We start from the raw sequence: 25,781 nt of genomic DNA, 5'->3' as shown, positions 1-25,781 counted from the left end.
TGTTTGCGCGGGACGGCCGCCAAGCCGTCTACGCAAGCGGGATGGTCAATCCCAAGTACCCGGTTCTGGTTTCCCGCTTCATGATCCAGGCGTTCGGCACGTCCGCTCTCAGGTTCAACTTTGAGGCGACGCTAGGCGGACTGACGACCTCTACGCGCATATTCACCATGCGTGGCCGTACCAACCCGGATGATTACAACGTGCAGGTGTTCGAACTGGCATGGCTGCACGGGATGCCCGTGGACGAATGGCAGGACACCGAAGCGATTTCGGTGCTCCGGAAGTGCGTGGTCCGATACTTCGCCGAAGCCACCGCCAACCACGTGTGGTTTGCCCGACCAAGCAGCCTTCAATCCGACGCAACGGCCAACGGATTTTCGGTGACGCAAGCGAACGTCCTCCAAAGCTGGGTGACTCCACGTGAGAACACCTACGCGGTTCCCGTTTTCGAGCCGGAGTACATGTTCTTGGCGCCCTTGTCGTCTTACCCGACGGCGACAACCGAAGGGACGTTGCTTCGAGGAACACCGAGTGCTTCTTTCGCCAAGCAACGACAGATGCTCGCCAGCGAACCGCCAGACGAGCCGACTCCGTCCGCGCCCCAACCGGTCGAGCTGCCAGAGCGCGTACCGCCTCCACCGCTGCCTGTCCTTGAGACGCCCGACCTTCCGAAGCCGTCTCCCGGCGAGCCATCGCCGTTCCCGGATACCTACGGAGCCTGGCCGCTGGAGCCGCGCGGCTTCGGCTACTGACCTTGGCGTGTGCACCACAAGCGGCCCTTCGCCGGCCGCGGGGCCTTCCCTTTGGCGTGCACACCACAAGCCTTCTCCCTTTTCCTTTTGCTGCAAGGAGTTCCCTATGGCTGTTTCTCAGAACGGCTGGCCCGTGAACCCACCGCGCTCGTCTCGCACGGTACCCGGCACGAACGTCCGTATCGTCGTGGCCGATGGCCCGGCGGGCGACGTGCTCATGTATGTGCTGTCCCAGTTCGACAAGCGCGTTGAGGATCTCGACCAGGGCGCCGACGATTGGGGTTACGCGAATCGTCCGATCAGGGGCGGCACCGCGACCAGCAACCACGCGTCGGCCACGGCCGCCGACGCAAACGCGACGCGGCACCCGCTTGGCAAGCGTGGCACGTTCACCGGCCCGCAGGTCGCGGAGATCCACCGCATTCTGTCCGAAGTGGACAACGTTGTGCGCTGGGGCGGCGACTACTCCGGCAGGGCCGACGAAATGCACTTCGAGATCAACGCTCCGCATTCCCGCGTGGCCGTGGTCGCGGCCCGGCTGAACGGGGGCGGCAACACGTCCCCTCCTGACTCCGGCTCCGGTGGGCGCGCCACCCTCAAGCGCGGTTCCTCCGGGGCCGACGTCGCGCTTGTCCAACGATTCCTCGGTCTCAAGGCGGACGGCATTTTCGGAGCTGACACGGAATCGGCCGTCAAGCGCTACCAGTCCCGACAGGGCCTCACCGCTGACGGGATTGTCGGCCCCGCCACATGGGGACGAATCACTTCCGGTCTTGGTGGCGCTGTTCCTGGCACTGGCGGGGGCACTCCTGCACCTGCGCCGCCGGGGAGCACGCTCAAGCGCGGTTCGCAGGGTCCGGCGGTCACCGCGCTTCAGCGGCGACTCAACGCGTGGTTCCCGGCGTACTCGCATCTCACGGCGGACGGTGTCTACGGCGCCGGGACGGAAAGCGTCGTGCGCGAGTTCCAGCGCCGGGCCGGGCTCGTCGCGGACGGCATCGCGGGTCCGCGCACGCTCGCGGCCCTGAAGCTATAAGCAAGTTCGTGGGCCTGCGCCCTAGCCACGCTTAGCTAAGGCGCAGGCCCACGAATGTTCACGGCGCCAGGTTGCCCTTCTCATCTTCCTGCGGCCTGTCAGCGGCAGATTTGAGCTTGATGCCGAGGAACGTAAACTCGACGCTGCGCTTATACTTGGCTGATATTCGCAAGGTCATGAGCGCGGTACTTGAAACGATCATGAGACCTAGCAGATAGTTCATTTCTCTACCATTTTCTGGGCGTCGGTAAGCCGCACGCGAGTTTCAAACTCACGTACTGCTGTCGGCCCTACAGCCGCGCCAGCTACTCCCCCTTAGAGAGGGAGGTGTCGGACCGACTCCCAGAGACTACATGTCGCGGGTTCCCCAAGCGTTGGCCTACGGAGTGACTTGGGTATTCCATGTTGCGCGTTTGAGAGCGCTGCTCCGTTTGGGTTAGTAGTGGCAGTGGCTAACAACCGAATATCCCATCTGCCTATGTCCCCCTTTGCCCTCCTACCGCCACTGAAGACGAAGCGAGAGGCATCTACAGGGAGGGGAAGAGATGACACGTCGGTCTGTCGGCATCGTCGGCCGGATGAGGTCCGGGAAGGACACGGCCGCCGGAGTGCTGACCCGTCACCACGGGTACACGCGGATGGGCTTCGCCGACCCGCTGAAGACCATGGCATACGAGACGAGCCCGATCCTGCGGGAGGGCGAGCGGCTCGCAGACGTGGTCGACCGGTTGGGCTGGGAGCGCGCGAAGGACGACTACCCGGAGGCCCGGCGTGTCCTTCAGCGGCTCGGTGTGAGCGCACGGGAGACCCTCGGGCCGGATGTCTGGGTCAAGGCTCTCACCGACCGCGTCCGCCTGGTCCACAGTCCCGTAGTCGTCCCTGACTGCCGGTTCATCAACGAAGCGGCGGAGCTGCGGGCACGGGGCTTCGTGATCCTCCGCGTGCATCGGCCCGGCCTGACCGTTGCCGACCCGCACGTGTCCGAAAGCGAGTCCGACGCCATCCGCGCGGACGTGACCGTCACCAACGATTCCACCCCGGACGCGCTCGCCGACCGCGTCCACCAGCTCGTGAAGGAGTACGTACTTTGATCGCCTACATCCGCAAGTTCCCGGCCCTGGTGCTCACGCTCGTGGGCGCCCTGGTGGGCCTGCTCGTGCACCTGGTGCCCGGCCTGCCGGACGGCGCCCTGCTCGACGTGGCCGCCGCTGCGGTCTCGCTCATCGCGGGCGTGGAGATCCACCGCCGGGTGACCACCGTCCCGGCCGACCAGCGCGGCCTACGCGCCCACGAATACGAGTTCGAAGACGTCGCGCCGGAGCCGGAGACCTCCCCGGCCGACTGAGCCCGTGGCCTGCCCGCGTCCGGCTTGTGGTGTGCACATCAAGCGCACTCGAGCCGGCCGCGGGGCCTTCCTTGTGGTGTGCACGCCAAGCCGGGCACAGCTGTGCCGATGTGGTGTGCACCACAAATAGCTGCGTTACCATGGTAACGCAGCTTAGGTTTGTTTCAGCAGGCCACGACGGAGGGAAGCGGACATGACGAAGACCGGTAGCGAGATCATCAAGGCCATCGAGATGGCGTGGCGTGCAATCCAGCGCAAGCACAAGGATGTCCCGGATGTCGTCGCCGTGACCGGGGCGGGCTTCCACGGCAAGAGCCCGAAGTGGGCGCACTTCTGGCCGGGACGCTGGACGCAGGACGAAGAGGGCAAGGAGGGCGCCCCGGTCAACATCGTTCAGCAGATCCTTACCGGCAAGCCGGAGCTGTTCGTGTCCGGCGAGCTGCTCGGGCTTCCCGGCCGCCGGATTATGCAGACCCTTCTTCACGAAGCCGCGCACGGGCTCAACCATGCTCGTGGGGAGCATGGAACCAACATCAACGGCCGCCACAACAAAACGTTCGTGAAGGCGGCGAACGAGCTGGGTCTTATCTGGCCGGAGGGCAAGGCGCCGCACAAGTCCATCGGCTTCTCACAGGTCGAGATCATCGACGCGACCGCCGCGCGGTACGAAAAGGTCATCGAGAAGCTCGAAGCGGCCCGCCTCGCGTACCTGGCGGAGGGCCGGAGATTCGAGAACGGCGACCCCGGCGCCGCTGGTGGCGACGGCGGAGACGGCGGGGAAGGTGGCGACGGCGGAAGCGGCACGCAGAAGCGCGGCAAGGGCTCGCGCGGCGGGACGCGGGGCGGAAAGCGGATCTACGTCACGTGCATCTGCGCAACGGCCGACCCGTTCCCCATCACCCCCGGCCGCTTGGAGCGTGCCCCGATCCTCTGCGGCGACTGCATGGCGCCATTCCAGCCGCGCGACGAGGACGAAGACTAAGCACGCAAGAGCTGCGTTACCATGGTCACGGGGCGAGTCCACGCGGAGGGCTCGCCCCGTGAAAGGGTGGGAGACATGGGAGCACAACCGGACCTCACGACCAGGCAGGCCGCGCTTGTCCGCACCGGGGCGGACCTCGCTAAGACCGCCGTACTGCGCGACTCGCTCGACGCCAAGCAAGACCTAGGCCGTGTCCTGGTCGAGCTGCGGGAGACGTTCCAGGACGACAAGGGCAGGCCGGACTACGCGGGGAAGTCGCAGGCATACCGGTCCGCCGTGACCGCGCTTTACGAAGCGTCGGGGCTGTCCCGTGAGGACTCGAAGCGCGTGCAAGGGTCGGTTCGCCATCAGGTCGGAATCGTGCTGCGGCGGAAGCTGAGCACGGAGCAACTCGCCGACTACGACTTGAACCCGCAGGACCGCAACGCCCCGCGCCGCAAGGGCGCGTCCGGCCCGGATGCCGACCAGGTCACCAACGCCCCGGCAAGCCTGCCCGATCAGGTGGCGGAGCTTCACGCGCTCGCCGCCGCGCTGGTCGACTCGCCGGAAGCGTCCACCTTGGACACGGAGACCGCCGAGAAGGTCCGCACCGTCCTCGCCGACACGGCCGCCGCGTGCAACCACCTGCGCGCCCGATTGGCGCCCGAAAGCCCGTAGCCGCAGCTCGAAGATTGAGCCCCTTTCCCTTGTCGGGAGGGGGCTTTTTCATGTTCTGAAACTTTCTCGTCGGATCGTGTCCCCTCGCGCCGCTCCACCGCCACTGAACGGGTTGAGAGCGCGATAGAGGGGAAATTGAGTGAGCGCAGTAAAAACCATCAAGCGCGGCGGAAGCCGCTTCTACGTGCATCCTGAGACCCGCGAGAAGCTGCCTGGGGTCACGTCCGTACTTTCCATGCTGCCCAAGCCTTTCCTGACCTATTGGGCGGCGAAGGTCACGGCGGCGTCGGCCGTGTCGAACATTGGCCCGGTGGTCGGTCTGGCCATGAACGACCCCACGGGCGCGGTCGATTACCTCAAGCGGGCGCACCGCCGCACGACGAACGAAGCGGCCGACATCGGGACCGAAGTCCATGCGCTGTACGAAAAAGCGGCGCGGGGTGACCGGATCGGGAGGCAGCATCCGGACCTTGAGCCGTACGTGCGCTGGATCGGCGAGTTCCACGACAAGTACCAGCCGACATACCGGCACATCGAAGACACGGTGTGGTCGAACACCCACAAGTACGCCGGAAGCTTCGACGCCATCTGTGACATCGACGGCGAAACGGTGATGCTCGACGCGAAGTCGACACGGTCCGGAGTGCACGAAGAGGTGGCGCTACAGCTCTCCGCCTACAGCTACGCCGACCACATCGTGACGCAGGACGGCGAACAGGTGCCCGTCCCGGAGATCCACGCGGGCGCGGTGCTGCACCTGCGGCCGGAGGGCTGGAAGCTCGTTCCGGCCCGTGTCGACGCCGGGGTGTTCGGCTACTTCCTGACCCTGCGCAAGGTTTTCGACTGGGTCACCACCGAATCGTCAACCGTCATCGGCAAACCGCTTCACGAGTCCGTGGCTTCGACGGGCTCTGAGCGTCGCTCGTCCAGCAAGTAATCAAGAGGGGAAACCGTTTCATGGCAACGCACAAGGTCACGTACGAGACCACCGACAAGCCCGACCCGAAGGCCCTGCCGACCGGCGCGAAGGTCGAACAGATCTCGCCGTTCCCGGCCGTGGTCACGGCGCACCGCCGGACGCTGCGGGTCAATCGGGTGGTGGCGAGTGACGAGAACGCCGCAACCATCAAGATCACGGCCGAAGGCGGGGAGGCGAAGGGGCTTCCGCTCACCGAAGCGCAGGCCCGCGAGATCGGCGAAACCCTGATCAAGGCCGCTGATATCGCCGCCCGTGAGCGGGTCGAGCGCGAGAAGGCGGAAGCGGCGCGCAAGGCGGAGGCGAACAGGCTCGCGGCTCGCCGGAACGCGGCCTACATGGATCGCCTGTACCGCGAGCTTCGGGCGCCGCAGTACGTGAATCCTTTCCGTTTCTGAGTTTTCTGCACCACTGCGGACCAGCGGGGTCCGCACACGACAGCGAGGATTCCTTTTGTCGCTGCGTATTTTCGAGACCGATCCGGACGCCAAGCCGAAGACGCGGAACACCTTCGCCGACGACATCGTTGGGCGTTTCCGTTCCGGCATCCTGATCGGTCGCCGCCCGCAGGCACTGTCAGAGTGGCGTGTGACGACCGATGACCCGGACGTCGCCGACCGCATGGCGGAGCTGTACGGCGGTACTCCGGAGGAGTGGGACACCGAGAAGTCCGACAACGTCCAGGTCCTCACCGAGACCAAGAGCGTGTCCGTCGCGATCGAGGGCGCTTCCGCGCTGCGTACCCGCATGGCCCTGTACGGGCAGGCCGGGCCGATCCACATCTGTGACGGCGCGTTCTTCATCGAAGGCCACCCGGCCGACGACGAGATCGGCGAAGCCTGCGGTTGCCCGCGCGAGCTGACCAAGCGCAAGGAACAGGCCAAGAGCGGCCGGGGACCGAAGCCGGACATCTCGCTGCGGTTCCGCCTGACCGACGACCCGGAGATCGGGCTGTTCCTGTTCTCGTCCGGCTCGTGGTCGCTCGTGAACGACCTGCCGGAGCTGGAACGTGCCTTGAGCGCGGCGGACGGCCCGGTCAAGGCTGACCTGAAACTGACCTTCGTCGAGTACGACACGAAGGCGGGCCGCCACGTCGAGTACCACCGCCCGGAGATCACCATCAAGGGCGCCGCGTAGGCGCTCGCGCTACCGCCCCCGGAGCTGTCCACCTGGACGGCTTCGGGGGCCTTTTTCGCGTCTACAAATTGTAGACAGCCCGGCTGAAAACGGCCTTACGTTCTTGTGGTGAGCACACCACGAATGGCACCGCGGCCGGCGAGGGCGGCTTGTGGTGCACACATCAACTGACCATGAGGGGGAAGACGTTGCACGTTGACGCGCTGCTACAGCGGTTGGGTGGCGGGGCCGTGCTCGAAGACCGGGGCGGGGTCCTGGTGAGCTGTCCCGCGCACGGAGACGGACGACCGAGCCTGTTCGTCTCGCTCAAGCCTGACGGCCGGGCGCTGATCCACTGCCGCGCCGGATGCTCGACAGATGCCGTCCTGTCCTCCGCCGGGCTGCGGGTGGCCGATCTGTTCGGGGTGAGCGGTGAGCCGACGCTTTCCGACACTCCGCCCGTGGAGCTGGACCCCGGCGCCGTCGCCGCGCTCATGCAATACGTGACCGCCGCAGCGGCCCGCCTTCCCGGCTCTGAAAGCGCCGTGTACGCGCTGGAGCGGTTCGGGGTGACCGAGGACATGGGGCGAGAGCTTCAGCTTGGCCACGACGACGGGACCGTGACGACACGGGGCAAGGACTTCCGCACACAGGCGTACACCGCTCACCCGCGTTTGGTCGTGCCCATGCTCGATTGGCACGGCACCCCGCGCGGGCTTCAAGGTCGCGACATTGCGGGGAAGTGTCCGGCCCGCTGGGTGAACCTCGCGAGCCCGGCGGAGGGGATGCGCTGGAGCGCTACCGGGGTCTTCCGCACCTCCGGTTCCTTCGACACGGTCCTAGTGACCGAGGGACCAGGCGACGCGCTCACGGCCGTGTCCGCCGGGTACACCGCCGTGGCCGTCCGGGGCTCCGGGGTCGCGCGTTCGGAGCGCACGGCGCGGGAGCTGGTCGACGGGGCACCGGACGGGGCCTTGTTCGTACTCGCCGGAGACAACGACCGATCAGGCCGCGAGTTCAACGACGCGCTTGGCGCGCAACTAGCCACGCTCGACGTTCAGGTGTGCGTCCTCGCGATACCGGAAGGGATCAAGGATCTCGCCGCGTGGCGTGCGACCGCACCGGGCGAGTTCGCCGCAGCGCTGCACACGGCCGTGTCTGACGCGCCCGCCTGGACGGACCCGCAAGCGACACCGCCGACACCGACCAAGCCGCGAAGGGAGCGGGTGCCGATGGAGGGAACGGATATCGCGAACGCCCGCCGGGCGCTGGACATCGTCGGCAAGGACACGGCCTATGTGGACGGAGTCGGGTTCCTGACGTGGACGGGCTCCGTGTGGTCGGTCATGAGCGCCACGCGGGAACGAGCCATCGGGCACCGGGTGGCCGACGCGATGTTGGCGGAGCTTGCCGAGATCCGCGAACGGTTCGGCGACGAGTCCAACATGTACAAGTCCGCGCTGAAGACGACACGCCGGATGCACATGGATTCCGGAATCCGGGCCGCGCTGGAGCACCTGCGCACGATCACCGGGCACGAAGTGGAGGACTTCGACGCACACCCGCACTTGCTCACGTTCGCCAACGGCACGGTAGACCTGCGCAGCGGGAAGCTTCGCCCTCACTCACGGGACGACCGGCTCACGAAGTACATCCGTGCCGACTTCGACCCGGACGCGGAGTGTCCACGATGGACACAGTTCCTCGCGGAGATCTTCCCGGACGACCCGGAGCTACCCGCGTACATGCGTCGGCTCATCGGGTACGGCATCACCGGCGAGATGCGAGAGCACGCCTTCGCGCTGCTCTACGGGCAAGGCTCGAATGGAAAGAGCGTGTTCGTCAACACCCTGGCGGACGTGCTGCGCGGGATCACGGGACACGTGTCACAGGCGGCCATCGCCTATCAGCGAAGCTACGATCCGGGCGCCGCGAACCCGGCTCTTGCCGCGCTGCGCGGTGTCCGGCTCGCGGTGCTGTCCGAACTGTCGGATGGGTTGCGGCTGAACGAAGCTCTCTTGAAACAGTTGACCGCAGGCGACCCCGTCACGGCACGCGAGCTGTACAAGGGCGTCTTCACTTTCCAGCCCACCGCGCTAATGCTCATGGCCACGAACTACCGGCCCGACGTGCGCGGTCAGGATGACGGTTTCTGGCGCAGGACAAGGCTAATCCCCTTCACGCGTGCGTTCAGTGACGACGAGAAGGACCCGATGCTTCCGCGTGCCCTGCTCGCCGAAGCGCCGGGCATCCTCGCGTGGGTCGTGCGCGGGGCGGCCGAGTGGTACGCCGGGGGCCTACGCGAGCCCGTGTCAGTCCGCGCGGCCGTCGCCGACTATCGGCAAGAGTCCGACCTGTTGGACGGCTTCTTGCCGGGCCTGCTCGTGCGCGACCCTCAGGGAAGCATCCTGCAAAAACAGGCGTGGGACATGTTCCAGAACTGGCGGGACGAAGAGCAGGTGATGCAAGTCCTTCGTTGGGGACCAAGGGAGTTCTCCCGCAACTTGGAATCCCGCAAGGTGAAGAGCGCTCGCGCGAACGCGGGCAAGAAGCTGCTCGGAGTGCGAGTCGCGCGGCCGGACGAGATTCACGCGGCATAGCCCGCAACCACTAAGCAGACAGGCCGGGCCGCAGCGTTTCCTTGTGGCCTGGTCAGTCCTGCGCGCTTTCAGCAAGGGGGGCTATGCGCGTACAGCGCTACCGGATCGCCGGGGAACAGGTCATCGTCCGCAACGTCGAGACGTCAGAGGATGTCCGCGCGTTCCTGGATTGGTGTCGCAGCAACGAAAACCGTCCGGTCGCGTTCGACACGGAGACGACAGGGCTCGACATCTTCGCACCCGGCTTCCGGGTCCGCCTGGTCCAGTTCGGCACCGAACGCGAAGCGTGGGTCCTTCCGGTCGACCCTCTCGCCGGCCTGGTGTGTGCACCACAAGCCGCTGTCCGTGAAGCGCTCGAAACGTTGCCCTTCCTGTTGGCGCACAACGCGAAATTCGATGCGCTCACCGTGTGGGCTCATCTCGGCGTGGACTTGGCGGGGCTCTGGCGCAGGATCACAGACACGCGGATTCTCGCGCACCTGCTCGACCCGCGCGGACCGCAGGACCCCGGCGGCATCGGCCAAGGGCTCAAACCGTTGTCCGCACGGCACGTCGACCCGGACGCGCCGGACACGCAAGCCGGACTGTACGGCGAGTTCCGGAAGATCGGGCACACCAAGGAGACCGGTTGGGCCGCAATCGACATCCGCAATCCCTTGTACACCCTGTACGCGGGGCTGGACGTCATCCTGACGGCCCGGCTTTTCCGCGTGCTGGGTCCGCTCGCGCAGGCCGCCGGGTATGAGCGGCTCTCGGAGTTTGAGCACGCGGTAGCGCTGGTGTGCGCGCGAATGGAAGCAAAGGGCTTCCTGCTGGACGTCGAGTACACCGAAACCCTTGCCGCGCGGCTGCTCGCCGAAGCGGACGAGTGGAGCGCGGTTGCCCGCAGGTTTGGGGTGTCGTCGGTCAACGCTCCGGCGCAGATCTCCGCAGCGCTTGAAGGCATGGGTGAAACCCTCACGGAGACAACGGAATCCGGTGCGCTGAAGGTCGACAAGGAAGTGCTGTTGCCGATTGCGGATCTTGACCGCAAGTGGCAGCGCATCGGCGCACGTGAGGCGAATCCGCTTGCGGACGCTGTGCTGCGGGCGAAACGCGCGTCGAAGTGGGCGACGTCCTACGCGGACGCCATGCTGTCTCGCAGGGACGCGCAGAACCGGATTCACCCGGACATCGCGAGTCTTCAGGCTCGCACGGCGCGGATGTCGATCTCACGTCCGCCGCTTCAGCAACTCCCGTCCGGCGACTGGATGATCCGCCGCGCCATGCAAGCCGAACCCGGCTGTGTCGTGGGCGCGGTCGATTACCAAGCGGTCGAGCTGCGGGTACTCGCCGCGCTGTCTGGGGACGTCCAGATGACGACGGCAATCCACGCAGGTAAGGACTTGCACGGATTCACGGCGGAGCTGATCTACGGGCCGGGCTTCACCGACTACCACCGCAAGGTCTGCAAGGGCATTGGGTTCGGGAAGGTCTACGGCGGAGGCCCGGACACGCTCGCCCGTCAGACCGGGGCGCCGCTGGACCAGGTCAAGGCCGCCATCCGCGCCTATGACCGCGCCTATGCCGGGGTCCGCCGGTACTCGAAGCGGCTTCAGAACCGGGCCGAGTGGGGCGCCAAGGAGGTCATCACCCCGTCCGGGCGCCGTCTCCCGCTCGACCGACGACGGCTCTACGCGGCCACGAACTACATGGTTCAGAGCACCTCGCGCGACGTGTTGGCCGAAGCGCTGTTGCGGCTCGACGAGCGCGGCCTAACCGACTTCCTGCGGCTTCCGGTGCATGACGAAGTGGTCTTCGTCGCCCCGGCCGACGACGCGAAAGAGGTCGGTCTCGAAATTCAAGCGGCAATGGCGGTGCCCGATTTCTTCGGCGTGCCGCTCACGACAGATCTGGACATCGGCGGACGCACCTGGGGATCGCTCTACGGGGCCGCCGCCTGAGCGAAGAGGGGGAACCATGGCGCGGTGTCGCTGCGGAGCAACCGAGAGGGTCCGGGTCTACCCGATGTGGCCGCGCAAGCTGTTCTTGTGCCGCTCGTGCGCGGGTGAGCACTTCAAGGCCCGGCGCCGACAGGAGACGGCGCGACTGCTCGCGCAGTACGGCGACACGGACCAGGCCGCCCGCCGGGCGGAGGCTCATCACGTCGCGCTGCGGGCCGACACGGAGCGGCCCGACCTTGGTGTGTGCACCACGAGAGCACCGCTCGCCGGCCGCGGGGCCGGATTGGCGTGCACACCACAAGTCGCCGACGACGTCCGGGCCTGCCTGGACGCGCTCGCCGCACAGTCAGTCCGGTACTTCCGGCTGTTCGCCGACCAGGCGTATCGGGTCTTCCCGTCCTACCGAGATCGGCAGAGAGCACGCGGCCATGCCTTGCGAGCCGATCAGCGGGCCGTGTACGCCCTCGCCTATGACGTGCCGTGGCTGCGCAGGCTCTACCGCGACCGGTGCGCCTACTGCGGCGGGAAGGCGGAGCACCTAGACCACGTGTGGCCGCTCGTGCTGGCCGGGGATGACGCGCCGTGGAACCTCGCTCCGGCCTGCTCGCCGTGCAACCTGTCCAAGGGCGGGCGGACGCTGGGCGAGTGGCTGCCCGGCAGGCTCACCGACCTGACCGACGACCAGCGGACCGCCGTCCGGGGCCTGTGGCGCACCTGGACGGCCGCATGACGGACATAAAGGTGTGCGCCCGCTGCGGGACGCCCAAGGTCCTGTCCGAGTACTACCGCCGCGCGTCGAGCCGGGACGGCCGCCGGGGAGTCTGCGCGACGTGCACCCGCCGGGCCGCCGCCATCCGTCACCAGGCCACCCGCGACGCGGCACGCAACCGCCGGTACGTCGCCCGGTACGGGATCACGGCCGCCGACGTGGACGAGCTGCGGGCCGCGCAGCGCTACCGGTGCGCCCTGTGCGGCCGACACGAAGACCGCTTACCACTCGGCCTCATGGTCGACCACGACCACCAATCCGGGACCGTGCGCGCCCTGCTGTGCCACTCATGCAACGCGGGGCTTGGTCATTTCCGCGAGTCTCCGCAGATCTTGCATGCAGCCCTGGCGTATCTGGCCCGCGCGGATGAACTGCTTGCGATTGCCGACGAAGAGAGGAAATGAGGAATTGAGCTTGAGAACCGACAGTTTCGTCTCAATCGCGCGGAGGCTACGGACGGCCGCCGACGCGTTCGAGGCCGTGGCCGGAGTTGCCGACTCCGCGACCGCGATGTCTCCGCAGGGCCTGCCCGCTCGACCGGTCGACGGGGTGAGCCGCCCCGTGGAAGACGTAGTCCTGGCGCGCGAGAGCACGGGCCTGTACTGGGCGCTGGACGCTACTCGCCGTCACGCCGTGCAAGCCGTCTTGCACACCGAAGCAGCAACCCGGCGGACGCGAGACGCTGCCCGTTCATTGGAACGCGCGCAGACGGCTTCATGATCAAATTCACTCGAACGGCCTAGCGTCGGAGAGTGTTCAAAAGTGATGCTCGTCACGTCCCTGTCCATTGTTCGGTGCCGTATTGACACCAGTTTCGTAAACCACGGCAGTACGTCCCTTTTGCTCTCGAACACGCGTTCGAGACAGGTGGCAGGCAGAGCAGGTAATTCAAGTTTCAACCTTGCTGAACTGAGCAGTAGCCACATGGCCTGACCTGCGCGTTACATGTTTTGCCGAACTTTTTTTACGAGGGCGTGTCCTGCTCAATGGCGCTAGCTTGGCCTGGCGAAAGCTCGGTCGGGGGACACGACGCGAGGTAGGGGGAGGACGAGGGGATTGGCTCAAGGCACAACCCGGCAGAGAGCGCTAGTCAACACTCTGCGTGACGGCTTGGACGCAGGCAAAGCGGTTCAAGCGCAGGGCGCAGCTCTGCCGGGGCACATCGCGCGACTCGCCACAAGCGGGCTCGCGGAAGAAGCACACGAAGACACCAGGGGCACACCGGATCTCGTCGCGGACATCGCGCAGGGCGACCGCACGGCGGAGCTGCCGCTGTACGTACGGGTGGCGACGGACCTGGAACGGACGGCCGCACGCGTGGCGGGAGACGCTGCACTGAGCCGGGAAGACCTCCACCAGGAAGGAGCGCTTCGACTGATTGAAGACGTGCGCGCCGGACTGGTCGGGGATCGATTCGGCGGAGCTATCGGCCCGTACATCGGGCGGTCCCTCCGTCGGCACCTGGTGGACCTGGTCGACTCGCAGCGCCCCGGCCGTCCGCCGATTCCTGGACGGGAACGGCGACGTCTGCGGGAAGCCCTCAACGCCACCGCGAACGCGGACGCGTCGTACAACACGTTGAAGGCGGTTCAGTACGCCCGCAATCACTTCGGATGGAGCCTCGCCCATTTCTGGGCGGTGCACGGAAGCGCATTCGGTGCGCCCGTGCAGTGGAACGACGCGAGCAGCTCCGGCGGACTCTCCTTCGCGGAGACCACCGCCGACCCTGCCGCAGCCGAAGCACTCGCCCGCGTAGAGGACCGAGACGACGTTCAACGCACCATTGAGCGCGCCGAATTGACGTTGCGCGAACATGACGTCATCGAAGCGATTTTCGGGTTTCACGGCCTGGCCGCCACGACGGAGGAAACCGCCGAACTACTCGGCATGTCCACCCGCCATGTGAAGCGGCTGCGGGCATCGGCGCTCGCCAAACTGACGCAGGCCGCCGACGACATCGGCGTCACGCGCGAGCACGGCGCCGACAACGACGAACAGGCCCCCGAAATCGTTCAGCCCCGCGCGCCCGAAAGCGTGCGCTGCGTCGCCTGATTCCAGGCCACGACTTCTTTTAAGGAACCACGAATGCACGTATTCCGTTGTGTCACCGATGAGGAGGACTTCATCGGATTTGCCGCCCTTGGCTCGTCTGTCCTGATCACCGTCAACGAGGCCGAACCCACGGACGGGCTTTCCGACGCGGCCGAACTGGAGATCACCGGCGACGACGCCCGCGCGGTTGCCGACAAGATCCGCGCGCTTCTCGCCGAACAGGGCAAGGCGGGCGAAGTCTCCGGCGTCTTCCTGGGCCGCACCACCGATGACCCCGGCATCCTCATCGGCGTTGGTGTCGACGGCGGCACGAGCCGCAGCGTCATTCTTTCCCGCACGGACGCGGCCGACGCTGCCGACAAGCTCACCCTGACCGCGTCGGAAGCCGACGACCGCAGGCAAGGCGCCGACCCTGCCGCGACGGCGGAGACGTTCGCCGAACTGACCCGCCGGGCCGCTGCCCTGAAGATCACCGCAACCGTGTTCGAGGTCGGAGACGTGGACCTGTTCGAAGCTGCGGAGTGGGTCGCGGCCGACCCCGCAGCGGAGGCTGCGTGAGGGCCGAGCCCGTGACCTTGCATCGCGTCTCGCCCTGCGAGCACGGGACAACACACCACATCCGGGAGCTACTCGCAGGCTCCGAGTTCAGCGTCCGCGAGTGCCGCACGAAGAACGGCTTCCCACGAACGCACCTGGTCACGACGGACAAGTACCCGGACACCGTCCGACGCTAGGTGGAGTGCGCACCACAAGAGTCCCTTCGCCGGCCGCGGGGCCTTTTGTGGTGTGTGCACCACAACTGTTTTCAGGCCGGTTGAAATGCGCACCACAATGCGCCGGATAGCAAAGAAGCAATTGCGGGGTATTGCAAAACGCTGGTGCGCTACGGGTTACGATGAGCGCGTTAGATGGGGAGCTGGAGGTAAGGAACAACCATGGCCGAGAAGATCACTACTGAATTGGTGTGCGACGTCACCGGCGAGCCGGACGCGGAACAGGTCTGGTTCGGGCTTGACGGAGTCAATTACGAAATCGACCTGTCCAGCGAACACGCATTCGACCTGCGGACGTACCTGAGCAAGTACATCGCGAGTGCCCGACGCGTCAGCGGGAACAAAGTCCGCAAGGGCGCCCGTCCGGTCCTGAGCGCCACGCAACCGGACCGACCTGCCTACGTCCGGAAGCCTGCTAACCCGGAGGGACCCGCCATTCGAGCTTGGGCCGCCGAGAACGGCTACAACCTGGGCACGCGGGGCGCAATCCCGAAGTCCGTAAAGGCTGAGTATGAGGAGGCGAAACAGCGGCCCGTCAAGGAGGCCCCCGCGCGGAAGCCGACCCGCAAGAAGGCCGCCGCAAAGTAGGGCCGAAGGTCGCTCCCGCGCCCTGGGGTGTGCTGGTACTCTGAGCGCGTCTCGGGCCGGGACGGACTTATACGCCGGTTCTAACCCGAACAGTTAGGCCCCTCACCTCCGGGTGGGGGGCCTTTCTTTTTTCTCAATTCTTGTAGTGCACACCACAAAGTAACTAACGACCAGCGAAAGGCGATAGAGAGCGCGTGAACCTCTCCTTTACGACGAAGTCCGTCCGCCGTTTCACCGTGTCCGCCGTGGCCTTCGCCGGGCTCTTCCTGACGGCCGCTTGTGGCGCCGAGACCACCACGACCCCCGTGTCCTCCGCCCCTCCGGTGTCGTCCGCTCCGGCCGCCGACACACCCGCAGCTCTCCGTGACACCTTCACCGCTGCGGCCAAGTCCGCCCCGTGGGCCGACAAGGTCTCTCAGATCACGTTGGACGGCCGCGCAGTCATCGTCGCGACGTCGCTCACCAAGAGCGACAAGAAGACGTCCACGGCCGTCTGTGAGGCCGCGCTCAAGGCCGCGAAAGACACGAAGGTCGACTTTCAGAGTGTGGCCGTCCGCAGCGCCGACGACCGCACCCTTGCCCACCAGAACCAAGGTGGGCCGACGCGGTGTGAGAACTAGCGCCACAGACACGAGAGGCCCCCTCCCCGCGCCGGGAGGGGGCCTCTCTCATTCACAAGGCTTCCCGAATATCCTTTAGGGCCTTACGAAGCGCGTCTTCGTCACGGCGGTAGTACGCCCGTCGGTCCACAACGGTTTTTCTCACCAGACCAGCATGCCGCAACATATCCAGGTGTTTCAGCACTGCCGGAACACCCAATCGAACTGCATGAGTCAACAACGTAAGCCCCACGCCGCCGTCTTCATCCACTTCGCTGACATGATGGCTGGGGAGCAACGGGTTGTTGCCAAGTAGTTGCAGTAAATGCAGTCTGGTAACCGATGCTAACGCTGCCGCTGCAAACGCTGCCCTTTCAAGGCGCACGACTTCAGATTCCAACTGTCTCTTACCTTTGACTAGTCGAACTTTGAGTCAGACCCACGCCGGATCTTCTGGGCATGTCTCGTGAACTTCGAACCTGGGAAGTACGTAGAAGTTTCTAGCAGCAGGTCATGCAACTGACCCTCCAGGTACCCCTTTTTCCTACCGCGTCGAATCAGGTTCGCGTACATCGCGTCTGCGATTTCAAAGACGTTGCAGATCCTTTGACTGAGCAGTGAATCGATGCTTCGAAAGTTGCGCCCCTTCTGGTCTGCGGCAGGCCAGCGATCTAATTCCCTGCTGAACGCCAGTTGGATCAGAAATGTCGATGCAGGTAAGACTGCGCGGCTTGTATCAATCATCTCCTGTATTGCGCTCAGCGCCATGCTGAAGTCTTCAGTCAAGATCCCAATTTCGATACCGAAACTTATCTTGTCGATGTATGGATCAACTAGATCAGAGGTTTTTCTCATGTCGACCTTCTAGAGCTGGTTCTTTATCGTGTGCATCATCGCGCTCATGTACGAGCGCTTCGCGGACAGATTTGTTAGAAGCTCATCTACCTCGATGAATCCAAATTTGATAGCCCTGACGTTCGGTAAGCTCTGATACCCCTCGACCGCTTGCTCAAAGACCAGGAACGCCTCGGCCCACTTGTCCTCGACATGCTTACAAGCAAGGTCGAGGTCGTCCGTGATCCCTTGGCGAGACATTTCAATGCCTCGCCTTACATCATCGCTACTCAAGCTTTGCCTTTTGATCAGATGGAGCACGGCGGGTACATCGCGTGGAGCGCTCAGGGGCGCTTGGCAGATGCACCCGCCGTGGATTTGGGCCGTGCGATGGACTAACAGAGATCCGGGCGTTGCGCAGCGGTCGAAATGAGCCGTTTCGGTCCTTGCATCCAAGTTAGAGGAACTCGTGCCGACGCAATGAATCTGTAACAGCGTTCGGGCGCTTGCGAATGACCCGGCGGTGGCAGTTGCAGAAGCCGCCCTATTGCGTCAGCGGTTCTTCCGCAGAAGAACCAATCTACTATTTTGGGTGCGAACGGGTGAGCCTCTTCAGTGAGGCGTGCGCGCCAAGAACTGGCGGACTCTTGGCTTCTGAGCAGGACGACATCCGCGCATTCGCCCCACCAGAAGATGAAGACAAGCCCGACCGGATCATCTTCGGCCCCGAACGCCCATTTTTCCCACTTACCGTTTGAAAGTTCCTCAAGAGCTTCTTCGATATCCATTTCATACCTTCAAGTGGCCAACGATGGGCATAGGCGCCGTTAATTCCGCTCTAGACTGCTTCGGAACAATGACTGCGACATCTTTTGGTGAGCGTGCAGCCGGGCTATTCAGGTGGTCGATAAGGTATTGAGGCACCCTGTGCCTAGGCCCCGGAGAGGCCGGTACGCCCTGACGCTGACGACGCAATGCCGCAGCGGTGGCGGTCTCGGGCTGCCGCTCTTCCTTGATACGTGCGTTGAGCACTGCCCAAGGGACAGGAGCACGGTTAGAGCCACGTGCGAGCCGCTCTTGCCGCTGACGCCTGAAGGTCATCACGCCGAGCACTCCGGCTAGGAGGAAGAGTCCGCTAGCAATCCAGACCGCTGCGCTCTCCATAGCCCTACCTGCTCCCCTGACGCCGACGTGACCAATGAGTGCTGTCTCGGAGGGCGCTCCCCCCGGATCGGCGGAGGTTGGCGCCGCATACACCCTCAAGTAGTGTCGGCACTACGCGGCGTACTTGGAACTGATCAACTGTTGACAGCCGTTGACAACCGCGCGAGGGGGCCGCTCAAGATGTCTGAGACGGGCAACGTGCTTCGCGCGGCACGCATGGACGCCAAGGTCGGCCTTGACTACATGGCGAAGCGGACCAGCTACAGCAAGTCCATGCTGAGTTTGGTGGAGAATGGGAAGCGGACAGCTGCCCCAGAGCTGGTAGCAGCCTACGAACGCACGCTTGGTGTGCAAGGGCTAGGTGAGGATGTGAACCGCAGGGAACTCTTGGCCGCCGTCGCGGCAATGGCCGCTGGTGCTGTGTCTCCTGAACCGTTATCGCGCCTGCTTGACGGCTTGGTGTCCCCTGACGTGCCTTCCAAGGTGGGAACGTCCGAGGTGGAGGCAGTCCTTCAAGCTACCAACGCCTACACCGCGATTGACCTCCGATTGGGTGGCGCAGCAGCCGCCGATGTATCCACGGGCGCCCTGAAGTGGGCCGTTAGCTTGCTTGACGCCTCCATGACGGATACGACCAGGACCGCCCTGTCATCGGCCGTCGCGGCGCTGGCCGATCGGACCGCATGGACGCACTACGACGCCGGGCGGAAGTACTCAGCGCGCCAACTCGCCAAACTGGCTCTGGCAACCGCCGACGATGGCAACGATCGAGACCTGCGCGCTCATGTCCTGATCGACACGGCATCTCAAATAGGTAAGGAAGCGCCCGCCGAAGCTGCGAAGATCGTTAGCGTCGCGCTCTCGGATACGAGCGTGTGCACGCTTGAACAGGCCAACCTGCACGCGGTGTGTGCGCGGCACCTCGCGAACGCCGGAGAGACCTCACGGGCTCGCCGACACATCCACCTGGCGGAGCAGCTGTCCGCGCGTGGGGGCGACGCTCCGGCATGGGCCACCTTCCTCACGCCCGCTCACGTCGACAAGCTGATCACCGAGTCTCTGAGCGCAGCGGGCGAACGCAAAGAAGCCATACGCCGATTCGAAGCCATCCTTCCGCAGTTTGGAACTGATCGAGCCCGTGCCAAGGCTGGAATCGTGATCAGCCTCGGAACGCTGTATGCCCATGAAGGCCGCCTTGAGCAGGCGCGCGACCTCGCGAATCAGGCAGCAGCCGCGCTCTCAGACGTACGTTCCGGCCGGGCTACAAGCAGCCTTCAAGATCTTCGGCGCCTGCTGGCAACCTCGGACTAGACGCTCCTTGTCGGACCCCGTGTCATGATCCACGGCACGGGGAGACAGGGGATGCAGCGTGAGCGAGTTTGAGGCGGTAGCCGCAGCTCTCGGCGCCGCCGTCACCTCCCTTGAGCAGGCAGGGCAGGCCATGCGGCAGGCCGCCGGAGGCTTCGAAGAGTCTGCCTTGCAACTCGGTGAAGCGGTCTACGGCACCACCGACCAGGAGATGGGCGCCCTACCAGGGCGGTACGACGAGCTAAAGCAGACCGCAGAGCAGGCCATCAGCCACTTTGAGGCTGTGAAGGCGAAGATATCGGCGTATCGGGACAGCATCGGCGCGTCTGCGGCACCGGAAAACACCGAGGTCACAGGGGCGAGGCGTGAAGATCGGCCCCGCGGCCGGCATGGGGTGCACACCACAACCACGCCAACGAAGCCTGACCCGATTTCACAAGACCGCGTGGACGAGCTGAAACGAGACCTTCCGCCGCGTGTCGACCGTGGAGAAGGGCAGAAGACACACGGGCAGTGGGTCACGGACTCAGGCGAAGGGGACGCCGGGCACATCGTGAGCGGCCGTGATGACATGGAAGCCGCAGCCGTCCAGTTCTTCAAGGACCAGGGCGCCCGGCGGATGCCTTCCACAACGGCCGATGTCGAGGTGAAACTAGCCGTTCACATGCAGAACAAGGGCATCACCAGCGCAACCGTCGCCGTCAACAACGAAGTCTGCAAAGGCCCCTTCGGCTGTGAGACGTTGGTCCCTAAGATCCTTCCTCAAGGAAGCGCGCTCACCGTGTACGGGACCACACCGGACGGAACCCCGATCGGGACGACCTACCTCGGACAGAGAAAGAAGCCATGATCGAAGCTTGGTACGACGGCAACGCGACCGGAGCGACCACGGTCACCACTGCGGCCGATCTCGACCGCGTTCTAGACGCCGTGGCGGCCATGAACGGGCCGACGCTCGCTGAGCTGTACACGGACGGCGACCCGGAGAAATCGTGGCTTGAGATCGGCCTACACGGCGAACGGGCAAGTCTGAGGTACGTGGGCGACGACGCACCGAACGGAGCGCACTCGAAAGGCGGGACCTTCTCGCTGCCGGAACACGGCGAAGTTCTCTACTACTTCATGAACAACCCTCGGGAGTACCCGGACGACGCGGAAATCCCCGCAAACGTCGCCCGGAAGGCCGCCCACGACTTCCTGACCTCCGGCGGGCAACGACCCTCCGGCGTGAACTGGACAGAGCAAGACGGCCCGCTCTAGAGCTTTGCTTCTTTCGGGGCGAACAGGCGTTCGACCCTGGTGCATAATCGGCTCATGCTCGACACGGGAGACACGGCGTCACCAAGGACGCCGTACCTGCACATGGTCCGCCCGTCGCGGCCCGTCTGGGTTGATCTCAGCGTGGTCTATCCGGTCGCGGAAACCGCCTCCGTCGTGTCGGACGGGCTCGACCTGACTGCCAAGGTGCCCGGCCTGTTGGGCATGTGGAGAGCTACCACGACGGGCCATTGGGTCGGATGGGTCGTCTTCGCGATGGAAAGTGACTCTCGGTCTCAATGGGTCGTCTCGGACGCCCTGAGCCCGCGTGAGACCCGCGCCCCGTGACCTGCACAGCAGAAGGCCCCCACCTGGGCAAAGGTGGGGGCCAACGGCTTGCGTACCGGTACACGCTGGGTACACAGGAGCATCGATAAGGGCCGGTAGCGACCGGTACTAACAGGGTCGGTTTTCGCTGGTCAACGCCCCTCCCGGCGCGTTTGCGCAGGTCAGAAACCGGCCATTACAGAAGGGGGCCTTCACGTACTTCCGCATTTAGAGGACTAAATGCGTACTGGTCAGAGCTTCTTGCCGGCGGAACCCAGCGACTGAGCGGCCTCGACGATGCGCGCGGCCATACCGGCCTCGGCGGCCTTCAGGTAGCTACGCGGGTCGTAGACCTTCTTGTTGCCGACCTCGCCGTCGATCTTCAGGACGCCGTCGTAGTTCTTGAAGAAGTGGTCCGCGATGGGCCGGGTGAAGGCGTACTGCGTGTCGGTGTCGACGTTCATCTTCACGACGCCGTACGACACCGCCTCGCGGATCTCCTCCGGCAGCGAGCCGGAACCGCCGTGGAAGACCAGCTCGAACGGCTTCGAACCGGCCGGGAGGCCGAGCTTCTTCGAGGCCGCCTCCTGGCCGCCCTTGAGCACGTCCGGGCGCAGCTTCACGTTGCCGGGCTTGTAGACGCCGTGCACGTTGCCGAAGGTCGCGGCCAGCAGGTAGCGGCCGTTCTCGCCGGAGCCGAGCGCGTCGATCGTCTTCAGGAAGTCGCCCTCGGCGGTGTACAGCTTCTCGTTGATCTCGGCTTCGACGCCGTCTTCCTCGCCGCCGACGACGCCGATCTCGACCTCGAGGATGATGTTCGCGGCCGCGGCCTTGGCGAGCAGTTCCTGCGCGATCTCGAGGTTCTCGTCGAGGTCGATCGCGGAGCCGTCCCACATGTGGCTCTGGAACAGCGGGTGCTGACCGTTCTTGACGCGCTCCGCCGAGATCTCGATCAGCGGGCGGACGAAGCCGTCGAGCTTGTCCTTCGGGCAGTGGTCGGTGTGCAGCGCGACGTTCACGTCGTACTTGGCGGCGACGACCTGGGCGAACTCGGCGAGCGCGACCGAACCGGTCACCATGTCCTTGACCTTCTGGCCGGACGCGAACTCAGCGCCGCCGGTGGAGAACTGGATGATCCCGTCGCTCTCCGCCTCGGCGAACCCGCGGATGGCGGCGTTCAGGGTCTCCGACGAGGTCACGTTGATGGCCGGGTAGGCGAATTCGTTCGCCTTCGCCCGGTCGAGCATCTCCGCGTAGACCTCGGGGGTGGCGATGGGCATCGTTTACTCCTCCTCGAAGCAGGCTGGTGCACCTCTCGGCCGCATCGTACGAGGTCGGCCGGGAGGTGCCTACAGCCGTCGCGTCAGAGGAGGACGCCGGCGAGCGCCCGGTAGACCGGCAGGGGGTCCTGGTTCAGTACCTGGATGTTGACGTGGTCCGCCCCGGCTTCGAGATGCGCGGTGACGCCGCGGGCGACCGTCTCGGCGTCGCCGTGGACGGCCAGCGCGTCGACCAGCTTGTCGCTGCCCTCGCCTGCCAGGTCCTCATCGGTGAAACCGAGTTTCCGCAGGGAGTTCGTGTAGTTGACGAGGCCGAGGTAGAACTTGACGGTGCCCCGCCCGATCTCGCGGGCCTTCGCCGGGTCGGTTTCGAGGACGACTTTCTGTTCGGGTGCGAGCAGCGGTCCTTCGCCGAGGATCTCGCGCGCCTGGCGGGTGTGCTCGGGGGTCATCAGGTACGGGTGGGCTCCCGCTGTGCGGTCTCCTGCGAGTTTGATCACCTTCGGGCCGAGGGCGGCCAGCGCGCGGCCCTCGACGGGCACTCCGGCGGCGTCGAGCGCGTCGAGGTACTCGACCAGCGCGGCGTACGGCTTCTTGAACTCGGCGGTGTGCTCCCGGTGCCCGGCGCCGACACCGAGCAAGAACCGGTCCGGGTGCTTCGCGGCGATGCGCTGGTACGACTCGGCGACCGTGGCGGCGTCGTCCTTCCAGATGTTGACGATGCCGGTGGCCACCTTGATCGTCTCCGTCGCGTCGAGGATTTCCTCCGCCTTCGCGAGGTCACCCGACGGCGAGCCGCCGAGCCAGATCGTGCCGTAGCCGAGTTTCTCCAGCTCACGGGCCAGGCCCGGGGTGAAAACGGATTCGTGCTGCCAGATGCCGATCCGGCCGAGTTCGATTCCCATGTACCGGGCCAACGCCGCGGACGGCCGATGTCTTCCCTTAAGTTCGGGGTATGGCGAAACTCGGCAACACCGACCTCGACGTCCGGGGGATCAACCTGGGCGGGAACGTTTTCGGCTGGACCGCGGACCAGGAGCAGTCCTTCGCCGTCCTCGACGCCTACACGGCGGCGGGCGGCAACTTCATCGACACCGCCGACCTGTACTCCAAGGGCGGCTCCGAGACGATCATCGGCGACTGGCTGGCCCGCCGCGGCCGCCGTGACGACGTCGTCATCGCGACCAAGACCGGCATGTGGGACGAGCGGAAGGGACTGTCGGCGGCGAACATCGCGGCGGCGGCCGAAGACTCGCTGCGCCGGCTCCGTACCGACCACATCGACCTCTACTACGCGCACATCGACGATCCGGAGACCCCGATCGAGGAGACGCTGCGCGCCTTCGACGCGCTCGTGCGCGCGGGCAAGGTCCGCTACGTCGCGGCGTCGAACTACTCGGCGGAACGGCTGAGCGAGTCACTGTCCATTTCGGACCGTGAGGGGCTGGCGAAGTACGTCGCGCTGCAACCGCACTACAACCTCGTCGAGCGGGACTACGAGCGGGACCTGGCGCCGACGGTCGAACGCGAGAACCTCGCCGCCCTGCCGTATTTCTCGCTGGCCAAGGGTTTTCTCGCCGGGAAGTACCGGTCGAAGGACGATCTCGGCGACAGTCCGCGTGCCGCCCGCGCTTCGTCCTATTTGGACGAACGCGGTGAGCGAGTGCTCTCGGCGCTCGACGAGATCGCGGCCGCTCGCGGCGTCTCGGTCGCGGCCGTCTCGCTCGCGTGGCTGTTCGCCCGGCCGACCGTCACCGCGCCCATCGCGAGCGCCCGCTCGGTCGAGCAGCTGAACGATCTCCTGCCCGCCGTCGACCTGGACCTCACCCCTGCCGAGGTCGACGCCCTCACCACCGCCTCGCGCTGACAACCCCGCATTTAGTCCTCTCGATGCGGTAGTTGGCACCACGAACTACCGCATCGAGAGGACTGAATGCGTACTTACTTGTGGGTAGCTTACTCCGGGTAGGTTGAGGTACCGTCCGAAAGCCTTAGGGCTCGGACGAGGAGGCAACGTGGCCAAGAACAGCGTGAACGGCAAGGTCGTCCTGATCACCGGCGCCGCCAGGGGCATCGGCGCGGGGCTCGCCGAACGCCTGGCCGCGCAGGGCGCGAAGGTCGCACTGGTCGGCATCGAAGCCAAGGAACAGCAGGCGGTCGCCGACAAGATCGGCCCCAGCGCGCACGCTTGGGAAGCCGACGTCACCAGCTGGGACGACCTCGAGCGGGCCACCGCCGGCGTCGTCGAGCACTTCGGCGGCATCGACATCGTCATCGCGAACGCCGGCATCGCGACTTCCGGTTTCGTCCGGTCGGTGGATCCGGCCGCCTTCGAGAAGGTCATCGAAGTCGACCTCCTGGGCGTCTGGCGCACCTTCCGCGTCACCCTTCCGCATGTCCTCGACCGCAAGGGCTACCTGCTCGCGATCTCCTCGCTGGCCGCGATCACCCACGCGCCCGGCATGGCCAACTACGCCGCCGCGAAGGCGGGCGTCGAGGCGTTCTGCAACAGCTTCCGCGCCGAAGTCGCGCACCTCGGCGTGAAGGTCGGCGTCGCGCACCCGACCTGGATCCGCACCGACCTCGTCGAGAGCGCGGACCAGCACCCGGTCTTCGGCAAGCTCCGCACCGGCATGCCCGGCCTGCTCGGCAAGACCTACCCGCTGTCCGTCGCGCTCGACCACCTCCAGGCCGGGGTCAACAAACGCGCCCGCACCGTGCACGTGCCGCGCTGGGTCGGCGGGCTCAAGCTGATCCGCGCGTTCCTGCCGCCGATCATCGAGCTCGGCGCGAAGAGCCGGATCAAGAAGGCGGACGCGGCCGCACTCGTGGACATCGAGCAGCGCGGCGCGTACGAATCTTCGATAACCGGTCAAGCAGGCCGGGCGGCAACCAAGAAGGGCTGACAACGTATGTCCCGTCGCGACCAGATCCGCATGACGCCCGACGAGCTCACCGCGTACCTCGACGAGCAGAAGGTCATCAACGTCGCGACGATCGGCCCGAACGGACGCCCGCATCTCGCGCCGCTCTGGTACTACCCGCACGAGCCGGGCATCGCGACCTGGACTTATGGCTCGTCCCAGAAGGCGAAGAACCTGGAGCGCGACCCGCGCGCCACGGTGCTCATCGAGGACGGCGAAAGCTACGACAAGCTCCGCGGGATCTCCCTCGAAGCCGACGTCGAGGTCATCACCGATACCGCCGCGGTCACCCAGATGGGCATCAAGCTCATGCAGCGGTACGCGGGCGCGAAGCCGGGCGATCCCGTTCCGGACGAGCTCGCGGACTTCATCGGCAAGCAGGCCCCGAAGCGGATCGGGCTGATTTTCCGGCCGACGAAGATCGTGAGCTGGGACCACTCGAAGCTCGGCGGCACATACTGACGGGTAGGGAGTACTAGCAAGTAACTGTTACTTGAGG

At 65.5% G+C, this 25,781-nt stretch carries 31 protein-coding genes; 24 read left to right on the top strand and 7 right to left on the bottom strand.

Annotated elements, in window-relative coordinates; genetic code table 11:
- Nucleotides 1-41: 41 nt before the first annotated feature.
- Together DMH03_RS05860 and DMH03_RS05855 are read left to right on the top strand one after the other, a co-directional pair.
- Nucleotides 42-752, top strand: a complete 711-nt coding sequence (locus tag DMH03_RS05860; RefSeq protein WP_125790923.1) for a hypothetical protein — start codon at nucleotides 42-44, stop codon at nucleotides 750-752.
- A gap of 106 nt (nucleotides 753-858) precedes the next feature.
- Nucleotides 859-1,788: a peptidoglycan-binding protein gene (locus tag DMH03_RS05855; RefSeq protein WP_125790922.1), complete on the top strand. Its 930-nt coding sequence runs from the start codon at nucleotides 859-861 to the stop codon at nucleotides 1,786-1,788.
- A 58-nt stretch (nucleotides 1,789-1,846) separates the two neighbouring features.
- Here the strand turns inward: DMH03_RS05855 and DMH03_RS42015 are convergent, their stop codons facing one another.
- Complete coding sequence (locus DMH03_RS42015) at nucleotides 1,847-2,011, bottom strand: hypothetical protein (RefSeq protein WP_158633061.1); 165 nt, start codon at nucleotides 2,009-2,011, stop codon at nucleotides 1,847-1,849.
- A gap of 322 nt (nucleotides 2,012-2,333) precedes the next feature.
- Between DMH03_RS42015 and DMH03_RS05850 the strand changes: the two genes are divergently transcribed.
- The 11 genes from DMH03_RS05850 to DMH03_RS05800 all read left to right on the top strand — a co-directional run bounded on the left by DMH03_RS05850 (nucleotide 2,334) and on the right by DMH03_RS05800 (nucleotide 12,580).
- Nucleotides 2,334-2,879: a hypothetical protein gene (locus tag DMH03_RS05850; protein ID WP_125790921.1), complete on the top strand. Its 546-nt coding sequence runs from the start codon at nucleotides 2,334-2,336 to the stop codon at nucleotides 2,877-2,879.
- Nucleotides 2,876-3,133, top strand: a complete 258-nt coding sequence (locus DMH03_RS05845) for a hypothetical protein (protein ID WP_125790920.1) — start codon at nucleotides 2,876-2,878, stop codon at nucleotides 3,131-3,133. The genes DMH03_RS05850 and DMH03_RS05845 overlap by 4 nt, the downstream gene beginning before the upstream one ends.
- Before the next feature lie 193 nt (nucleotides 3,134-3,326).
- On the top strand, nucleotides 3,327-4,115 hold the full coding sequence (locus DMH03_RS05840) for a hypothetical protein (RefSeq protein ID WP_125790919.1): 789 nt from the start codon (nucleotides 3,327-3,329) through the stop codon (nucleotides 4,113-4,115).
- Nucleotides 4,116-4,190: 75 nt separating this feature from the next.
- The gene (locus tag DMH03_RS05835) at nucleotides 4,191-4,772 is read left to right on the top strand and encodes a hypothetical protein (protein WP_125790918.1); all 582 of its coding nucleotides are present in this window, start codon (nucleotides 4,191-4,193) and stop codon (nucleotides 4,770-4,772) included.
- 139 nt (nucleotides 4,773-4,911) lie between these two features.
- Nucleotides 4,912-5,709: a hypothetical protein gene (locus DMH03_RS05830; RefSeq protein WP_125790917.1), complete on the top strand. Its 798-nt coding sequence runs from the start codon at nucleotides 4,912-4,914 to the stop codon at nucleotides 5,707-5,709.
- A 20-nt stretch (nucleotides 5,710-5,729) separates the two neighbouring features.
- Nucleotides 5,730-6,146: a hypothetical protein gene (locus DMH03_RS05825; RefSeq protein ID WP_125790916.1), complete on the top strand. Its 417-nt coding sequence runs from the start codon at nucleotides 5,730-5,732 to the stop codon at nucleotides 6,144-6,146.
- A 55-nt stretch (nucleotides 6,147-6,201) separates the two neighbouring features.
- Nucleotides 6,202-6,885 (top strand): hypothetical protein, encoded by a 684-nt coding sequence (locus tag DMH03_RS05820; RefSeq protein ID WP_125790915.1) that lies wholly within the window; start codon nucleotides 6,202-6,204, stop codon nucleotides 6,883-6,885.
- A gap of 173 nt (nucleotides 6,886-7,058) precedes the next feature.
- Nucleotides 7,059-9,464, top strand: coding sequence for a phage/plasmid primase, P4 family (locus DMH03_RS05815; RefSeq protein ID WP_125790914.1), 2,406 nt, complete (start codon nucleotides 7,059-7,061; stop codon nucleotides 9,462-9,464).
- An 83-nt stretch (nucleotides 9,465-9,547) separates the two neighbouring features.
- Nucleotides 9,548-11,407 (top strand): DNA polymerase, encoded by a 1,860-nt coding sequence (locus DMH03_RS05810; protein WP_125790913.1) that lies wholly within the window; start codon nucleotides 9,548-9,550, stop codon nucleotides 11,405-11,407.
- 64 nt (nucleotides 11,408-11,471) lie between these two features.
- On the top strand, nucleotides 11,472-12,137 hold the full coding sequence (locus DMH03_RS05805; protein WP_125790912.1) for an HNH endonuclease: 666 nt from the start codon (nucleotides 11,472-11,474) through the stop codon (nucleotides 12,135-12,137).
- Nucleotides 12,134-12,580: an endonuclease VII domain-containing protein gene (locus DMH03_RS05800; protein ID WP_125790911.1), complete on the top strand. Its 447-nt coding sequence runs from the start codon at nucleotides 12,134-12,136 to the stop codon at nucleotides 12,578-12,580. The genes DMH03_RS05805 and DMH03_RS05800 overlap by 4 nt, the downstream gene beginning before the upstream one ends.
- A 46-nt stretch (nucleotides 12,581-12,626) precedes the next feature.
- Here the strand turns inward: DMH03_RS05800 and DMH03_RS05795 are convergent, their stop codons facing one another.
- Nucleotides 12,627-12,806, bottom strand: a complete 180-nt coding sequence (locus tag DMH03_RS05795) for a hypothetical protein (RefSeq protein WP_125790910.1) — start codon at nucleotides 12,804-12,806, stop codon at nucleotides 12,627-12,629.
- Between the two features lie 480 nt (nucleotides 12,807-13,286).
- Between DMH03_RS05795 and DMH03_RS05790 the strand changes: the two genes are divergently transcribed.
- From DMH03_RS05790 to DMH03_RS05775, 4 genes are all read left to right on the top strand, one after another.
- Nucleotides 13,287-14,228, top strand: coding sequence for a sigma factor-like helix-turn-helix DNA-binding protein (locus DMH03_RS05790; protein ID WP_158633060.1), 942 nt, complete (start codon nucleotides 13,287-13,289; stop codon nucleotides 14,226-14,228).
- 33 nt (nucleotides 14,229-14,261) lie between these two features.
- Nucleotides 14,262-14,786 carry a hypothetical protein gene (locus DMH03_RS05785; RefSeq protein WP_125790908.1) on the top strand — a complete coding sequence of 175 codons (525 nt, stop codon included), beginning with the start codon at nucleotides 14,262-14,264 and terminating at the stop codon, nucleotides 14,784-14,786.
- Between the two features lie 377 nt (nucleotides 14,787-15,163).
- Nucleotides 15,164-15,589: an Lsr2 family protein gene (locus DMH03_RS05780; RefSeq protein WP_125790907.1), complete on the top strand. Its 426-nt coding sequence runs from the start codon at nucleotides 15,164-15,166 to the stop codon at nucleotides 15,587-15,589.
- Nucleotides 15,590-15,783: 194 nt separating this feature from the next.
- On the top strand, nucleotides 15,784-16,209 hold the full coding sequence (locus tag DMH03_RS05775; RefSeq protein ID WP_125790906.1) for a hypothetical protein: 426 nt from the start codon (nucleotides 15,784-15,786) through the stop codon (nucleotides 16,207-16,209).
- 52 nt (nucleotides 16,210-16,261) lie between these two features.
- On the opposite strand, the gene DMH03_RS05770 is transcribed toward DMH03_RS05775, so the two are convergent.
- The 3 genes from DMH03_RS05770 to DMH03_RS05760 are packed head-to-tail and all read right to left on the bottom strand — an operon-like array spanning nucleotide 16,262 to nucleotide 17,343.
- On the bottom strand, nucleotides 16,262-16,588 hold the full coding sequence (locus tag DMH03_RS05770) for a helix-turn-helix domain-containing protein (protein WP_125790905.1): 327 nt from the start codon (nucleotides 16,586-16,588) through the stop codon (nucleotides 16,262-16,264).
- Between the two features lie 17 nt (nucleotides 16,589-16,605).
- Entirely contained in the window at nucleotides 16,606-17,043 is a 438-nt protein-coding gene (locus DMH03_RS05765; RefSeq protein ID WP_125790904.1) for a hypothetical protein, read from the bottom strand.
- 9 nt (nucleotides 17,044-17,052) lie between these two features.
- Complete coding sequence (locus DMH03_RS05760; protein WP_125790903.1) at nucleotides 17,053-17,343, bottom strand: hypothetical protein; 291 nt, start codon at nucleotides 17,341-17,343, stop codon at nucleotides 17,053-17,055.
- Between the two features lie 1,023 nt (nucleotides 17,344-18,366).
- Here DMH03_RS05760 and DMH03_RS05755 point away from each other — a divergent pair.
- From DMH03_RS05755 to DMH03_RS05740, 4 genes are read left to right on the top strand one after another with little or no spacing between them, the layout of a single operon-like run.
- Complete coding sequence (locus DMH03_RS05755) at nucleotides 18,367-19,497, top strand: helix-turn-helix transcriptional regulator (protein WP_125790902.1); 1,131 nt, start codon at nucleotides 18,367-18,369, stop codon at nucleotides 19,495-19,497.
- 58 nt (nucleotides 19,498-19,555) lie between these two features.
- On the top strand, nucleotides 19,556-20,344 hold the full coding sequence (locus tag DMH03_RS05750) for a DddA-like double-stranded DNA deaminase toxin (protein ID WP_125790901.1): 789 nt from the start codon (nucleotides 19,556-19,558) through the stop codon (nucleotides 20,342-20,344).
- On the top strand, nucleotides 20,341-20,754 hold the full coding sequence (locus DMH03_RS05745) for an Imm1 family immunity protein (protein WP_125790900.1): 414 nt from the start codon (nucleotides 20,341-20,343) through the stop codon (nucleotides 20,752-20,754). Before DMH03_RS05750 ends, DMH03_RS05745 begins: the two co-directional genes overlap by 4 nt.
- Nucleotides 20,755-20,808: 54 nt before the next feature.
- A complete protein-coding gene (locus DMH03_RS05740; RefSeq protein ID WP_125790899.1) occupies nucleotides 20,809-21,099 on the top strand; it encodes a hypothetical protein in 291 nt (96 codons plus the stop codon).
- 230 nt (nucleotides 21,100-21,329) lie between these two features.
- Here DMH03_RS05740 and fbaA read toward each other — a convergent pair whose 3' ends face one another.
- A complete protein-coding gene (gene fbaA, locus DMH03_RS05735; RefSeq protein WP_125790898.1) occupies nucleotides 21,330-22,358 on the bottom strand; it encodes a class II fructose-bisphosphate aldolase in 1,029 nt (342 codons plus the stop codon).
- 83 nt (nucleotides 22,359-22,441) lie between these two features.
- A complete protein-coding gene (locus DMH03_RS05730) occupies nucleotides 22,442-23,263 on the bottom strand; it encodes an LLM class F420-dependent oxidoreductase (protein ID WP_125790897.1) in 822 nt (273 codons plus the stop codon).
- A gap of 50 nt (nucleotides 23,264-23,313) precedes the next feature.
- On the opposite strand from DMH03_RS05730, the gene DMH03_RS05725 reads away from it, so the two are divergent.
- From DMH03_RS05725 to DMH03_RS05715, 3 genes are all read left to right on the top strand, one after another.
- A complete protein-coding gene (locus tag DMH03_RS05725; protein WP_125790896.1) occupies nucleotides 23,314-24,225 on the top strand; it encodes an aldo/keto reductase in 912 nt (303 codons plus the stop codon).
- Between the two features lie 148 nt (nucleotides 24,226-24,373).
- Nucleotides 24,374-25,264, top strand: a complete 891-nt coding sequence (locus tag DMH03_RS05720) for an SDR family oxidoreductase (protein ID WP_125790895.1) — start codon at nucleotides 24,374-24,376, stop codon at nucleotides 25,262-25,264.
- 6 nt (nucleotides 25,265-25,270) lie between these two features.
- On the top strand, nucleotides 25,271-25,744 hold the full coding sequence (locus DMH03_RS05715) for a pyridoxamine 5'-phosphate oxidase family protein (protein ID WP_125790894.1): 474 nt from the start codon (nucleotides 25,271-25,273) through the stop codon (nucleotides 25,742-25,744).
- Nucleotides 25,745-25,781: the final 37 nt, after the last annotated feature.

Source organism: Amycolatopsis sp. WAC 01376 (assembly GCF_003947415.1).
Taxonomy (GTDB): Bacteria; Actinomycetota; Actinomycetes; order Mycobacteriales; family Pseudonocardiaceae; genus Amycolatopsis.
This window is presented reverse-complemented; position numbering and strand designations above follow the sequence as displayed.

Coding starts and splice junctions, on each gene's coding strand:
- DMH03_RS05860 (WP_125790923.1), top strand. CDS start 42: ATGGTCAATCCCAAGTACCCGGTTCTGGTTTCCCGCTTCATGATCCAG.
- DMH03_RS05855 (WP_125790922.1), top strand. CDS start 859: ATGGCTGTTTCTCAGAACGGCTGGCCCGTGAACCCACCGCGCTCGTCT.
- DMH03_RS42015 (WP_158633061.1), bottom strand. CDS start 2,011: ATGAACTATCTGCTAGGTCTCATGATCGTTTCAAGTACCGCGCTCATG.
- DMH03_RS05850 (WP_125790921.1), top strand. CDS start 2,334: ATGACACGTCGGTCTGTCGGCATCGTCGGCCGGATGAGGTCCGGGAAG.
- DMH03_RS05840 (WP_125790919.1), top strand. CDS start 3,327: ATGACGAAGACCGGTAGCGAGATCATCAAGGCCATCGAGATGGCGTGG.
- DMH03_RS05835 (WP_125790918.1), top strand. CDS start 4,191: ATGGGAGCACAACCGGACCTCACGACCAGGCAGGCCGCGCTTGTCCGC.
- DMH03_RS05825 (WP_125790916.1), top strand. CDS start 5,730: ATGGCAACGCACAAGGTCACGTACGAGACCACCGACAAGCCCGACCCG.
- DMH03_RS05815 (WP_125790914.1), top strand. CDS start 7,059: ATGAGGGGGAAGACGTTGCACGTTGACGCGCTGCTACAGCGGTTGGGT.
- DMH03_RS05810 (WP_125790913.1), top strand. CDS start 9,548: ATGCGCGTACAGCGCTACCGGATCGCCGGGGAACAGGTCATCGTCCGC.
- DMH03_RS05805 (WP_125790912.1), top strand. CDS start 11,472: ATGTGGCCGCGCAAGCTGTTCTTGTGCCGCTCGTGCGCGGGTGAGCAC.
- DMH03_RS05800 (WP_125790911.1), top strand. CDS start 12,134: ATGACGGACATAAAGGTGTGCGCCCGCTGCGGGACGCCCAAGGTCCTG.
- DMH03_RS05785 (WP_125790908.1), top strand. CDS start 14,262: ATGCACGTATTCCGTTGTGTCACCGATGAGGAGGACTTCATCGGATTT.
- DMH03_RS05780 (WP_125790907.1), top strand. CDS start 15,164: ATGGCCGAGAAGATCACTACTGAATTGGTGTGCGACGTCACCGGCGAG.
- DMH03_RS05765 (WP_125790904.1), bottom strand. CDS start 17,043: ATGAGAAAAACCTCTGATCTAGTTGATCCATACATCGACAAGATAAGT.
- DMH03_RS05755 (WP_125790902.1), top strand. CDS start 18,367: ATGTCTGAGACGGGCAACGTGCTTCGCGCGGCACGCATGGACGCCAAG.
- DMH03_RS05745 (WP_125790900.1), top strand. CDS start 20,341: ATGATCGAAGCTTGGTACGACGGCAACGCGACCGGAGCGACCACGGTC.
- DMH03_RS05740 (WP_125790899.1), top strand. CDS start 20,809: ATGCTCGACACGGGAGACACGGCGTCACCAAGGACGCCGTACCTGCAC.
- fbaA (WP_125790898.1), bottom strand. CDS start 22,358: ATGCCCATCGCCACCCCCGAGGTCTACGCGGAGATGCTCGACCGGGCG.
- DMH03_RS05730 (WP_125790897.1), bottom strand. CDS start 23,263: ATGGGAATCGAACTCGGCCGGATCGGCATCTGGCAGCACGAATCCGTT.
- DMH03_RS05725 (WP_125790896.1), top strand. CDS start 23,314: ATGGCGAAACTCGGCAACACCGACCTCGACGTCCGGGGGATCAACCTG.
- DMH03_RS05715 (WP_125790894.1), top strand. CDS start 25,271: ATGTCCCGTCGCGACCAGATCCGCATGACGCCCGACGAGCTCACCGCG.